This is a genomic window from Candidatus Omnitrophota bacterium, assembly GCA_028712255.1.
Classification (GTDB): domain Bacteria; phylum Omnitrophota; class Gorgyraeia; order Gygaellales; family Profunditerraquicolaceae; genus UBA6249.
On sequence record JAQTQJ010000005.1, the window covers coordinates 1 to 15,683 of the forward strand.

2 protein-coding genes (1 of these 2 running past the window's edge) are annotated in these 15,683 nt (G+C 39.3%); one reads left to right on the plus strand and one right to left on the minus strand.

All coding sequences use genetic code 11. The features are described from left to right. A partial coding sequence (locus PHC29_03385; protein MDD5108535.1) for a hypothetical protein occupies window positions 1-219 on the minus strand: 219 nt, incomplete at its 3' end. On the opposite strand from PHC29_03385, the gene PHC29_03390 reads away from it, so the two are divergent. Further along, a protein-coding gene (locus PHC29_03390) for a HEAT repeat domain-containing protein (protein ID MDD5108536.1) crosses the window boundary here: on the plus strand, window positions 206-15,683 show its start. 27,062 nt of this gene lie beyond the right edge of the window; 15,478 of the gene's 42,540 nt are visible here — the first part of the coding sequence; its start codon is at window positions 206-208; the stop codon falls past the right edge of the window. The genes PHC29_03385 and PHC29_03390 overlap by 14 nt on opposite strands.

A 15,683-nucleotide genomic window follows, 5' to 3' on the forward strand; every position in this document is an offset into this window, starting at 1 on the left:
ACCAAACCATGCCCGCTTCCTGCCAATCCTTAACTTCTTAGACCAATACACCAAGGAAACCATCCTTGCCCCAGAGAACCAAGAAGCTTTACTCAACTTCATACTCCAAGATACCAGATTAAAGAGGCAGGAGTATGATAAACAAACAGTAGAGGCACGATTAATAACATCTTCGGAGGTTAACCCGGCAAAAATTAAACTAATCTTGCAAACAGCCATTCTAACAGGGCATACTGACCCTATTACCTCCGTCGCCTTTAGTCCTGATGGCACAAGAATACTTACAGGCAGCGATGATCGCACTGCCATACTCTGGGATGCGCAAACCGGTGAATGCCTCAGAACCTTGACAGGACATACTTCTTTTGTTACCTCCGTCGCCTTTAGCCCTGATGGCACAAGAATACTTACAGGCAGCGATGATCGCACTGCCATACTCTGGGATGCGCAAACCGGTGAATGCCTCAGAACCTTAACAGGGCATACTGCCCCTATTAGATCCGTCGCCTTTAGCCCTGATGGCACAAGAATACTTACAGGCAGTGATGATCGCACTGCCATACTCTGGGAGATTATCGCTGCGGCTAAAGATGATAAAACAATAACTTTATTAGATAGTTCTCAATGGCTTCTCGCCCAAGCCGGGATAGTTGATACTATAAGCAGTTACCCATTATCCGACTGGGTTAAAAAAGAAATTTTAAAGCTACCTCAATTCCATCCCATTATTGATGAGGTAAGAAGCAAAATAGCCGGCTTAGACAATAACCAGGATAGGATTATTGAGGAAGCCAATAATATCTTAGCGCATAGTAGTACCGCAAAGAGTAGCCATATAACAGATATCAGAGCCGATAATCCCCCTTCCGAATTAAGAGGCCTCTTTATAAATGGAATCCAAAACTTATTTTCAGCCTTTAGTAACTTTAACAATTCTCCAAACGCAGCTACATCTTCTTGGCAGCATATCGCCGAATCTTTATACGAAATAATCGTATTGGCCCAAGCCTGGTGGCTAACCCACGGCTTCCTCGAAGAAGTGAATGCCTTCTTATCAGGAAGGCAATGGGTAAGTGTGACAGGCCAGCAATTTAATGTAAGAGTAGTTTATCAGCAAGGGCATTATTACGTTTATTATTATGATGGCACAACTTTGATTAATGAGATGGGAAGGTTTACTGATATAATTGAATTACTCTTATCTTTTTGCGGCCCAAAGCCGATGGTGATTACCTTCGGACTCTCAGGCCATGATAAACAATTAGTAGAAGCGAAAATCTCTGAGTTACGCCAGCGGCTAGCGCAAGGGCAAGGGGCTGCGTTTCCTGCAATGCATGATTTAAAGAAGCTATTGGAAAGAGTATTACTGTTAGGAGGAAACATTATATTCTGTCGGCGGCCGAAAAATGATCCTATTGGGTTCGATTGGACAGTACTTACTTATAGGTCCATATTGACAAAAGTGGAGATATCCACTGGTTTTAGAGACCCAATTGAAGCCTTAGAAGAATTTATCAAACGATTTGCCCAAGAGGAGCATTTTATTAACGAGAAAGACCACCTTATGGAGCTCTTAGTTACGCTTACGGAGTGGCGAGCACAAAGGGGAGAGAATTTTACTTTAATTGTGTTGAGAGACGAGGTAGTAGGAAGTTTTCAAGCCTGGCCTGATGAGCGAGAATTTCTAAGCGGCGAGACCCCGGATAAAAAGGCGAAGTGGCGGATTATTTCCGAGTCAGAGTTTAATAAATCCCAACCCACCTCCTCCCGCCTAGGCCTTAAGCTTGAGCCTGAAGCCTTAGCTTGGAGCCTAGACCCGCAGATTACAGAGGAAGTTGATCCAGCCTTGTTTGCACCAGCCTTAGCCAGGTTAAGAGGTAATGATCCTAAAGCCTACCAATTAATCCATGCAAAAACCTTTAACCCTGAATCAGAAAGCTTTGACTTCTTCTGGGCAACAAGTATCTCCATGCCTTCAGCCGCAGCCATCATCTCGAACATAATAGAGGAAGGTAAGTTCCTCTTCTGTATCGATGAGCCCCTCAAAAAGCTCTTTACTCAGCTTACTCCTGAACAGGTTGCCCTAATTTTATATCTTTTACTCAAACATGAAGCAGCTCATCTCCTAGAGGAATCTACCCAAACCACCTACTGTAACATTAACTCAGAACTAGCTGCATTCTTAAAAGGAGAAGCAGAAGCTTACTACAGCTTAACTAAAGAAGAGCAATCTTTACTCAGACAAGCGCTACAAACCTTAGATACCCTAGAGAACAAAGCACCAAACCATGCCCGCTTCCTGCCAATCCTTAACTTCTTAGACCAATACACCAAGGAAACCATCCTTGCCCCAGAGAACCAAGAAGCTTTACTCAACTTCATACTCCAAGATACCAGATTAAAGAGGGAAGAGTATGATGTTGCCTTGGTTGATGAGTATGCAGGAGAACCAGAACAGATGTTTCAACCTCAAGCCTGGCGCTTGGTGCCACGGACAATTAAGGAATTATCTGAATATTTGCTTAACTTCTTGAGTAGAGAAGCGTCAACTCTAGGCTTAATAATACAAGAAGTAGGTCTGTATAATCGGACAATGAGTATTAGATTAATTGAGGGTACCGTTTATATTTCATATAATGAACAGACAGGTAATATTAAAGGCGTAGGGGTAAGAGGGCGCTGGGGCGAGGAAGAGATCTTTATTCCTGAAGAATTAGGTCTTCCTAATATTGTGCAGGATATTGGTTTTTCGGCTAATGGACATCTGGTGATTGTGCTTTCTGACGAAGGATGGAAACTAGCTATTAGAAGAGGGATTGGTACGTATAGATTCAGAGGGAACAATGATGTTTACGGTATCACTTGGGAGATTATCTCCGAATCCCAGGCGATCCAGCGTTATGAAGAACTTAAAGACATATTGCGCTTTGAGGCAATTGAGCCTGTTAGTGGTATAACCGAGGATTTAATGCAGGAAGCGATTAAATTCTTGGAAGGAAGAAAATGGACAACTTTGGAAGGCGATGAGTTTTCTGTGAAAGTGCGCTTTCCTGAAAATGATCTTAGAGGTTTGATTGAATATTATTTGGATTATTATTCGGGCTCCTCTAGTGAAGCCAGCAGTAGCCGATGGTTTGAATCAAGTGATATAAATGATTTACTCGGCGCCTTTAGCATGAGAGACGGGGTTTGGACTGATCTTGCGCCTTCTGATAAGCAATTAGTTGAGCAAAAAATCGAAGAACTTCGTAAGCGGATGGCGCAACTCCCCTCCTCCCGCCGCGCGCAGGGGGGGGATATTGATGTAAGCGTCAAACGCGGCCTCAACGGAATACATATCCAAGAACAGATACGCAATACATCCAGGTTTATTGTAGAATCCCATATCCAATTCAGCCCAATTGAAAAATCTCAAGGTATAGTTGCAGGTACGATTAATATTCAAAATAAGGCATTTGTAGTAACTCAAGGAGAAGGTGCAGCAGGTTCGAGAACTAAAGATTTTCTAGGCGAATATTTGCCGGAAGCATTACAGATGGCAAGGCAACTGAATTTTCGTATTCCTTTTATTGGCGAAATCCCTGTAGAATTTAGACTCCACACACCCAACAAAAAATTAGCTGAAGTAATAGAAGAAGACGGAATACTTAAAATTATCTTCTCTTGGGCAATAGTTATCCGCTCGCCGCCTTGGCTTCTAATTAAACTTACCCTCTCCGAAGAAATTCTGCATTACTATTATCCTGAAGGCCCGCAACAGGTACATTTAACCATTGATGAATATATCATTCAAGAAGCTTATGATTATTTTCTGAAAGCAATAACAGAGGCTAAAGTGAAAAATATTTACCCCCTAGATAGTTGGCTTGTCAGGCTTCAAGAAAATATAAAAGGGCGCATTATAGATAGCCTAGAAACTATAGAGACAAATTTTAGATTGATTAAAAATGCTGACAGTGGATTTTCCGAGAGAGAACAGTTATGGTTTACTGCCGCTTATGGCGCATTTAATAGAACAAAGATGGTAATTGCTGGATTGTTTGAAGGGTTGGAAAGGACTGTTGAGGTGGAAGAAATAGGCCTTCAAGATTTAATCCATTCTACCGTTATCACAGGCGAATCAGGGTGGGGGGATATAGTTACTATTGATGCCCCGAAAGAATTATTAACTATCCAAGTTGTGCCTGATATTATTCAGCATATATTTTCTGAGTTAATCCGCAATGCCGTTAAATATCAGGACAAGACAAGAAAGCTTTACGTTGCAATACGCATTAGAGATGATAAAAAACGCATTGTTATTGAGGTTGAAGATAATGGTAAAGGCATACCTGAAGAGTACAGGGAAAGAATATTTGATTCAGGGTTTATAGTTACCGGAAGTATTGACGATAGTACTATAAATAGGACCGGTGAAGGTTTGTGTGCCCTGCGCAATAGCCTGAGGCTACATGGAGGAGATATTATTGTCCGAAAAAGTGAAATAGGGATAGGAACTACATTTAGGATCTTTTTACCAAAAGCAAGCGAGCGTTGTGAAGGCGAAGATATGATGGGGAAGTTTGCCGAGCAATTGTTGCGATTAGGCAGGCATGAAGTTAATAATTCACTGACTATTCTTATAGGTAATATACAGCTTTTATGTAATAAAGGGGAAAATTTATCTTCTGATCAGGCTTTAACCTTGGATGATATTCACCAAGAAAGTAGGGCGCTTTTTAACTTTGTCCATCAATTAAGAAGGATAGTATCAAGAGGAATAAATACAGGCGGTAGTTTAGATCAGCCGGATTCTGATAATTTATCCATGCCAATGAAAACAGCAGTCGCTGCTTTCGCTACTTTATATTGCAGTTTTATTCCCATTGATCCTGCATTATTGGAGCGATTAGTAAAATACGCCGGTAGATATATACAGAGAATATTATCTTCTTTCATAATATTTTATCTGTTATACGTAAAGTTAAGAAGTTTAAGAGTAAAAAGCATGTTAAAAACAAGGAATAAGATTAAGTCTATTTCCTGGTTAAAAGAAAATACTCCTGAGCTTGAAGATAAGACACTTGTTACTCTTTGCGTAGAAGGTAATATTCCCGAGTTTGAGGGTTATGATGCCCAACATGCCAATACCAGGGGAGGGTTAGGAGCTTATTTTGGTGACAAATTAGAAGGTTTAGCTAAGTTAGGTATTCAGGCCTGGGGTATTCAAATAGGCTATTCTAAAATAGTAAAAGGAGGAGTAACTTTTGATGTCGATTACCAGGAGCTTATCGATAAAGGCATTATGCAACGGGTTTATGGTGAAGGCGGCTTTCCTTTAGTAATTCAAGTTCATGCTTGGGATGAAAATGATATGTATAATCACGGGAATAATTCTTTGATTGATGTTACAGTCTGGCAGGTTAACCGTGGCGGCACTCCTCTTTTTATTTTGATGTCTTCTGTTTTTGACATTCTTTATACTGAAAACAGAGTGCATCGTTTTACTCAGGAAGTAGTTTTTGGCAAGGCTGCCTATCAACTTTTAAAGGAGCTGGTTATTATACCGGATATATTACATCTTAATGAGGCGCACACGGTTGTTGCAGCGGCTTTAGTCAAGTCGGATAAATTATTCGATAAGACAGCGATTGTTTATACAAATCATACTATTGTTCCTGCGGGATTAGAGATTTTTTCTGCAGCAGCCCTAAGAACAGACCCTAATCGAATGATGTATCAGATAGGCGTTCCGGAAGCGGAAGCCGAGCATTTTCGTTCTAGATTCTTAAGAGATGGAAGTGTGGTTGATTTTTGTTATGCCGCTACCCACCTTGCGGATGTGATTAATGCCGTAAGTAATGAGCACGCCATTGCGACAGAGAAACTTTTTAGGCAGATGTATGGTAGTGATTTCAAAGTAGAGGTCATAGGCATCCTTAATGGCTCTGGAGATTGCTGGGTGAATGATGAATTAAGAGCTATGGAAGCAAAGGGGATTGTTCCCGGAGTAGATAAACTTTGGGATATTCACGGAAGAGGCAAAGCCATGGCTTTTAAAGAAGTTGAAGCCAGGACTGGCGTAAAGCTTGACCCGAATAAACCTACAATTTGGATAGTAAGAAGGATTGTGGATTATAAGAGTCAGTATCCGATACTTAGATACTTAGTTCATATTGCTTGTGCAGAACCTACTGTTACATTTACAAAAGAAGAGCTTCGGGTTTTATGGTTTAAAGATATCTCTACTTTAGAGGGAGGTTTTAACCGGGATCTGTCGGAATCAGTTCTTGATTATATTTTTGCAGGTAGAGAAATAGTAAATGGTTTAGGTATGCAGATTGTGGTAGGTGGCCCGGAGTATATGGAATTTTGGGTATATGAATTTAAAAGATGGGCGCAGATGCCGGAATTTCAGGGTAAATTTGTTTATGTTCCTAATTCTGACTCGTGGCTGCTTAAAATGCAGGCAATCGGAGCAGACATTTGTATCAATATGCCCCGGCCTCTTGAAGAAGCCTGTGGTACTTCTGACCAGAGAACAGGTAGGAACGGAGGCGTGAATGCTGCTGTAAGAGGAGCCGGACCTGTGGAATGGATTATAGATTATAATGAGGAAACGCAGGAAGGAAGCGGGTTTTTATTGGATACCTATACTACAATCTTAGGTCAAGACGGTGTTGTGGCTGATAATGCGCTTTTTTATCGTAAGGCGCCAGCGGATATACTAAGAAAATTAGAGATTGCTTCAAAGATGTTCTATGAAAATGTGCAAGAGTGGAAGCAGCTTATGCGTAATTCTTATTTAGCCAGCGCCAAAGTTACTGCTCTGGCAATGGAAAGAAGATACGCCTTGGATGTTTACAGGCGGGCAATGGAAAAAAGAAAAGCAGCTACGCATAGGCAGCCATCTTTGTTGGCAAAATATTTGCAATATAATTCTAGAAGAGCGCCATTGGCTCCTGCAATTGTGCCGCATGAATTGGCGCATTTGATAAGAGCAGTTTTTAAGAATGAACTAAACGGATTTAAGCTTCAGGATTTATTGGAAGGTATTTCTATTTCTGAAAGAGGCCCGCCGGTTTTAAGATTAGAAGGCTGGCTAGTTAATGTTTGCTTAAGCGTTATATCATTATTCGTATTATCTAATGTTTCCTCCCCAGTAGTTTTCTTTATCTTCTTTTGGATTCTCTTATCTAATTTAACCCTTGTAATATTTGAGCCATTGTTAAGCTTAAAAGACAGTGAGAGTGATTTTACGCCTATAGCGGTTAAGATTAACCTTTTTATAATTTTTGCTCTTATATGTTTTTCAAGCATTCCGACTTTAGTAAATAATTTTTCTTTTGATGGTAATATCCATTCTCAAACTTTATCTTTTGCATTGGACTCTTCGGTTAAAAAAAGGAAATTGGATAAGAAAGGAATAGGATCACGAAATGGTGGAGATTTAGGCGATGAAGTGTCTAGATTAGCAGTATCTACATCTACTACTGGTAAACGTAAACAAATATTAGCCTATTTACCTGAAGCATTAGCAAATTTCTTATTGGGGCGAACGAATATACAAGAAGATGCACCTTTACAATCAACTGATATTGTTGGCTTATTTTTCCCTCACGTCTATAGAGATTGCTTTGATGCCATTGAACCTGCATTAGCGAATATCATTAAAATTGCTAATATACAGAATCGTAAAGTAGTGGTTATTTCTGAAGATGAAGGTAATCCTGAGGCAATATTGTTAATGCTGCAAGAGTTTATATCAGATGATGGAATGTTGTCTAAGATTAGAGGAGAAATCCTTAATGGAGGGCCTCTTGCGGATGAAATTTTTAATGAGTTTCTTAAAATAGCAGAACAATTGGTACCTATGGCAGCACGGCGTATTCTACCAGTCGATGTTGATATGTCTGATCCGTCTACTCAGTACCTCTTAAGATTGCAGGCTTTTATTGATAAGTATCCTGAAATTGCAATAATTAATGAAAGAGTAGGATTTGCTGGATGGTTGGCTGCGGCTAAAAGTTATGTATACAATTTTGATGCACAAATGGCTAAAGGCAAGCAGAAAGAGTATGAGTCAGCGCTAGAGGCCCAGGCCCGCTCTATAGCTAGCTCTTGTGAGCTGCGTGATTTAGAAGTTGTTAAACAAATTGAAGAGTGTGCACAACTTATGCCCGGATCAATAATCGTAGTCTTACGCGGTGATATGCATCATGCTATATTAGAACAACGTCGATTGCAGCGATATCGTCGCCTTATTGCGATCATTGATACAACGATGGACCCGGAACTTGGCCAGCCGGTTGATTATATTGCTTACCGGTTATTACATACTGATTTGAAGAGGCCCTTAAGCTCTATTGAACAGCAATATCTTATTCAAAGCCAGGATCGTTATACCAGACATATAGTCAAGTTTTTTAAAGATTCTAAGATTTCTTCGTTTGGTGAGTTAAAAGTAAAAATTGCTTTAATCATGCGTGGTGTGGTAGGCAAGCATATCTTAAGCTGGCTTCGGGATGGCAAATGTATCATATTCCCATGTATTTATGTTTTTGAGGCAAGGCATGAAAATGGACTTCTAGAAAGTTCTTCTGACAACGGTTCTATACTCCGAGGCAATAAAGCACTAGCAGTATTAGTTGAAAGGTTAAAACAAGGCGGCTTTAAAAATATAACCGATAACAAAAACTTAAGACAAGATATCAGTGCAATAGAATCAAGGATAGGAGGGAGCCTAGCCGTTGGTGACAATGTGCCTTTGCGGATTATCGCTACCGATGCGGTTGTCGTGGCTAAAGATGATTTTGTTTTAGGTTTCTATTCGCATGCGCCTGCCGTAAGAAGGAAACTTATTAAACTCTTAGGCAAGAAAGAATTTGACCGCATTTTTCCCGTTCCCACCCTTGTCTTAACAAACCAAATCTTGAATTATCCTAATTCATTAATCAGGCAAGAATATATTTATCACGAATTCATCTGCCCGTCTCTAGGCCACAGACAGGCAATCGCCGGGCAGCAAGTTGTTTATCCTGAGAACTACCTTTCTGGTGAATACCAAGAGAAAAATGGGATTAAATACATCAAAGGATCATCCAGGAAAATATTTAAAGGCCTGTTAGGTGAATTAATAAAAGGCACAATTGAACAGTTGGGTCAGTTGACTAATACGCAGTATCTTTATTCACAAATATTGGTGTTGGATCATGATACTGGAGTGCTTGCATGCGTTAGTTGTGTATTAGATGAACATGAATATGCTGTGGTAACAGCAAGGGATAGCCAGGATGCATTGAATAAACTTCTAAACGGCAAAGGCCGGTTTGCACTTATTATAACTGATGGTACAAACGCAAAAGAATTAATGGAATTATTAAAAATACATTCTGGAAAATTATCGCGTATTCCCGTCATGCTATTGACTGGATTTGATGAAAGGCGTGCTGAAAAGTTAAGAAAAGAACTTGGTATAGAGTATGTGCTCTTAAAACCGTTTGAATGTGATGATTTAGTTCGGTATGTTACAGGGATATTACTCCAAGAGAACCCACAAACAACTGGCGTATCCGAAAGAGGAGAAATCCAACAGATAATCGCGATTCTAAAAAGCAATGATATTCAGAAACGGTTAGAGGTGTTGAAGGTAGCAATCGCGCAAATAGGTGATAAGGCGGTCAGATCAACACTTATCCGGGAGATTGATGTGTGGGTGGCATATCTTGGCGATACTAATCCTTGGACACGCTATGTTGGTACCTCTATTTTAAATGCTTTACATCCCTACGAAGATTTTACAAGTGTAATGGTAGTTAAAGGCCTTACTCCTAAGCAAGCATGTTTTTTAGAAGAGTTGGGATGGCCGCAATTCATTAAGTTTCTAAGCGTTTGGGAGTCAATAACGCAATCGCCAATATATAAGCAGCTAGGCTTTGTTTCCAGGTTTATCCTTAAATGTGAAATAGCTCGTTTACTTAGGAAGGATCCCGATGGTCCTTTATTTTCTCAAGCAAGGAGATTTGTTCTTCATCTAGCCAGGCTTGAGAGGTTAAAGACAGTTAGCGTTGGCGCTCCTTTGAGATTACGCATACTGGTAAGCACCTTTGATCATAATTCACGAGAAGAATTAAGCCAACTAACTTTACTTTTAGATAAGGAAGGGGTGGTTAAAAAAGTAAGTGTAATTTCACCGGAGAGAGTAGATTTAGATATACGCAGAATTTTGCAGCAGCCTATTTTTGATTACCTGGTAGAATTTGAACCTATTCATCAAGCCCTCTTTATATATTTTTCTTTAAATATTGGTCTGGTATTCGAAATGTGGGGATTAAGAGATATTGAAATAGGGCGGGTTAAAGAAGATAGCCCCAATACCCAATTGTATCAGGCATATGTTGTGCGGGGCACAAGAGAGGCCCTAGATTTTTATACCCACAATATTAGCTTGGAAGGTTTAGATTGGAATTATAGTGTTTTGGTAAGACTTGCATTTACTTCAGGCAGGTTTTTTGATGCCTTGGTTATTTTAGACCCGGAGCAAGGGCAAAGTATTAAAAGAGTATTGGAAAATATAGAGAAAGGCGAGGGCGTTTCAGAACACCCATTAATTAATTTTGGATTTAATCGCTACTTAGAGGCAAAGACAATTAAGGAATTTCAGGATGCGATAGATATGTTAATGCGTTTAGCATTTAGCGGAGATGATTTTGTATCAATAGATGCTTTATATATTCTGGATGTCATTAATTCTGAATACAGCCAAACTATATTGCAGGAAAGAAGAAGGCAAGAACAACTAGCAGGAATTCTCCAAAAAGACTGGTTTGCAGGGTTACCGGATAGGCTTAAGGAGAGGGCGCTCCAATATTATCACGCCAATACCATTGAACTTGCTGAAAGGCGCTACGGAGATTTCGAGAGGGAATTAATGCGTGTTATATTTAGCTCTGATAAGACTAATACCATCTATATTGAGGCGGCCCTTAGCATGCTTGATATCTTGAGCCCGGTTGAAGCATATGCTATACGGGAAGCTTTAAGTAAAAGGAAAGCCGAATACACAGATACTGCTGGAGGTTTCTTTGGGAATTTAGGTTTTAAGCCTAATACGGCAATAGAGGCAGACATTGAGCTTGGCGAACATAAACTCATCATTGATGAGCCGAAAGATTTTATTAAACAGTCAAAAAATAAACGCGTAAGATTTTATGTGTTAACGACGCAGCCGGAAAATACGCCTGATTTATTTGTATATGCCAGAACAAAAGAAAATACGTTAGAGATTTACTTATCAATAGGCGCATATAGATTATTTACTGCAATCTTTACTCCTGATCAGTTACCCATTCTTTTTTCTGTAATTGCTCGCCATGAATATGCTGAAAGCGAAGGTAGATCTCACGAGGAAGCCATGGTTATGCAAGCAGATGTAAGAGATTATAAATCAATAAGGGATAAAATAGAGCTTTTGCAGGTTCTTGTGCGTATAGGTTACAATGAAAATTTAATACCTGCAATTATAGATGAATTCCAGATTATTTTTTCAGAGATAGATCTTATTTATTTTCGCAAGAGATTTCAAACGGTAAAAGGAATTAAGCAGTTAAAAAAATCGCTCAGGCGCTTACTGGCTTCAGCCTGGTTAAAAGGCTATAGTAATATCGAGTCGCCCCGTAATCTTATCGGCTTATTAACGAATATGTTATCGGGAGTCGATATCTTTAAGCTTATAGATGAAGGAGAAATTTCTTTAGAAGCCAAAGAAAGCTTAAGGAAGGAAATTGTATCTTGTACAGCTATCTCCCAGCTAACTTATGTATTGCTGGTTATGTTGAGATTAGATGTAAAGGGGGCAAAGGCTCCTGACCATGCTTTTACTTTGATAGCATTGGATAATCAACGTGTTTTGTTTACAGATTTTAGTTTAAATGTAATCAGAGAAATAGACCTATCTTATTACTATGAACGAAAAGGGAATTATTTAGTGTTAAAGCCAAAATACAGGATTTCAGCTGAAAGGGTTATTGAGATTCAAGAGGCGGTCAAGGAGGGTAGACTAGATCCAGATAGATTAAAAGATGATAAAGAATTGCTTAGTGTTTATTATTTTTATTTGCATATAGCAGATGGTTTTGGTTTAACGCCCAGCATTTATAACAATATTGGCGCTACATATATTAAACTAGGCAGAATTAGTGATGCCTTAGGGATATTAGAAAAAGTACTATCTATGGATGATATTCTTGCCGAAACTTATTTTAGTATAGGTTTTGCTCAGTTTAAATTAGGTAATTTCGAAGCAGCCAGGCAGGCATATCAAAAAGCCAGTACAGTAAATCCGATTTTCTTTGATCCGTATTATAATCTTGGAGAGTTGTTAAGAAGTTTAGGCGACTATATGGGAGCAATCGGAGCTTATGAAAAAGCAATTGCTTTAAGGCCAGATTATGCTGAGCCATATTTTAGGCTTGGGCTTACCTATATTGCTATGGAGAAAACTGAAGAAGCAGTTATAGTTTTCTCTAAAGCAGTAGCTTTAGAGCCAGGCTTATTGGTATTGTTACCTCCGGGATTAAAGGATTCAGTGCGTTTACTTTTACCCAAAGCAGATGTTATTTCTGAAGATTCTAACCCCGGTTTAACTCCGGATTTATTTCCCGCCCTTACCGAATTAGTGAAACAATATCGATTAACCAAGGGGTCTGGCCCAGTAGCGATTGAAGAAGAGCGTATCGTATATGGGCATAGGGGCCGGGCTTATAAATTGCTTGCTAGGTTAGGGGAAGGAGCCAATAGTATTGTTTATCTTGCCAAGGACTTAAAGACAGGCAAGGAAGTTGCTGTTAAAGAAACAAGGCCGGAGCTTAAAGGAGCGCGTAGGAGAAAAAGTTTTACTGCTTTTGAAGTATGTTATCTTAAGAGAAATAAAGCTAATCCCTATGCTGTTAGTTTGATAGATTGGAATCTTGATGATGAGATCATTATTTTAGAACGAGTTGCAGGTTTTTCTCTGGAAGAAACCGGCGCTGCTTTAAGAGAATCAGAATATTACACAAATGAACAATTAATTGAACTCCTTAGAATTATTAAAATAGCAGCAGTTGCGTTATTGGATACTTTTAATCTTTCTCGAACCTTATTGCCTGATGCTATAAAACCTGGAAATTGTATGTTGACCTGGGATGGAGAATTTAAATTAATAGATTTTAAGTTTGCTACCACCGATCTTGTAATATGGCCATCTTTTCCCGGAAGTCAAATAGGAGAAATGTTATATTCAATAGTTACCGGCCGGCATACCCTTAGAAAACAAAGATTTATCCTGGCAATTTATTTGGGAAAACAAGTTTCGCAGGAGCTGGATAGGTTGATTACTATTTTGATAGGAGTAGATGATGAAGGTATTGTTACTTATGATCCCGTTTTAACGATGGAAGAGATGTTTGGGGAGATTGATAAAGTTATTGCTGTTTTGAAAGCTCCAGAAAATGCACAAGAAAAAGATAATTCGCCAAAAGAAGCTCCAGACCGGGCCAAAGCTGTGCCTGTGGAATTGCCTGAGGTTGAAACTTATTTACAGCCATTGCCCAACAATCTTTCTTGGCAAACATCTGGTAATATCTGGCCGGGCCACCTTACGCCACTCCATATAGATTATCCATCCGTCTCGATCTATATTGATGAACAAAGAAGGGTTTTTGTTGAATATCAAAACTATAGACTTGAAGTAGGCAGTGAAGACAAGCCAGATGAAATATTCGGAATGAAAAATAAGCGTTGGGCAAGGAATCATAATTTACTGGGAGAGAGTAGTCAGTACGATGAAAGAGAAATAAAAGATAGGAATGCGCTTTTTGAGCGTTTGTATTCTATACGTAGAAGTGAATTAAAAAGAAGAATTATGGGTTATTGTGAAGAAATGGGGATTGATCTCCCTAAGAGTTGGGCGAGGATGAAATATAGGCCCGGCATAACCGATAAAAGAAAAAAATTAACTGGCTTAGAAAGAATGATTAGGTGGTATGTAGAAGAGAAATTTAAAAAATTATTTGGTGAGATTAATATGGAAGATTTAAGTTTCTTGGATTTGCCTATATGGCCGATAAGCGCATCAGGCAAGATAGATATAGATTTAATTCAATGGTTCAATATTCCTGCCAGCCGCGCTCCCCCAGAATATCTAAGAGCAAAAAAGGTTAGCTTGCGAGAATTATTTCTGCCGGAAGAACGCGCAATAGGTTATTTTGGTAATTTTACGCCGCAGGAGATTGAAAAATATAGAGATGGAATTGTCAATGGCACAATTACACTTGAGCCTATTCAGAGATTTAATAAACTCAAAATTGATTTAGATTCAAGAGGTAAACCAGTTAAATTTTATAAGATGATTTTTGCCGGCCGCGCGCCTCCGGGAATATTTGCTATACAAACAGAAGATGAATTAAAGATAATATTAACCGAAGATAACTTTATCGAAGATAGGTTAGCCGGAGCCCTTCCTGGGCTCTCTGAAGAAGAAAAGCTCCAAATTGCCCTACCGATAATTTCCTTTCATGAAGATACAGAATTAGGACTAATTGCAAAAGGTTTTCCTCTTACAAAGGCTCATAATGAGGCGTTTAGGTTAACAAATAGAGAATATGGTAATAAACGCCCGGAAATTATAGCGGCTTTGCAGGAAAATAGAAAGCTCAAAGGCCTTATTATAGCAATGAGCCTTATGGATTTAGGAGCCGAGGTTATTGACGGCAGAGTAACCTATAGGGGTAGCCTTAAAAAGGCGATTCAACTGTTGCCTATTTTGGATAGAAAGGGAGTCAGTTATGTGTACGCATACGGTGGTTTGCACCAGATGAGTGAGATTTCTAAAGAATTACACCAAGTGCCTACAAACGGAAGGCATTTTATTCCACGTGGCCAAATTCCTACGATTGCAACATATGGCTATAATACAAAAAGTGTTGTAAGAAAAGATACGGCTGGCAGAGACATTCTGCTTAGAGATGAGTATGGTAATCCTTTTTCTATATATGATATGCGTAAGTTAAACCCGCAGTTATCAGATTCCGCTAATGTAGAAGAAGAATTCCAAAGGTTTGTTAGGGTAGCCCATAGTTTCGGCATCCGGGTGATTGTTGATTTTATTCCTTGGCTTGCTCCGGATGCCATTAATGAGAGTAATTATAAATGGACATTCTACAGGGAATTAAACATAGGAGATTATTGGGCAGCCGGAATTAGTGATATAGGGCATTATAGATCGCTATCCGAAGATGGTAAAAAACAATTTATCCAGCGTCTTCTTGAAAATAACAGCCCATACGCTGCTAGGAGAATTAATGAAGCAGGAGTCGAGAGGGTCATACTGGTAAGGCATATCCCCGGGTTTGGTGGCACATTTAATGTAGATCAGGTTCTATTAAATCCATTCTTACCAGAAGTACAGGAATATTATACTAATTCCTCTAAATACTATATTGATGCAGGAGTAGATATGTTACGTATCGACTTAGGGCATCTTCTTTTAAAGGCGGATATCGGGAGTTTCTTAAATGAAGAAGAGAAGGTTAGGCTGGGTTATTATAATAATGGCGAGCCTTTAGGGGTAATTATAGGGGAAGCACAGCGGTATGCACACGAGCAAGGAAAGAATTTAGATTTTATCACAGAGTCGTATTCTGATAATCAAGCCAAGAGGGGGG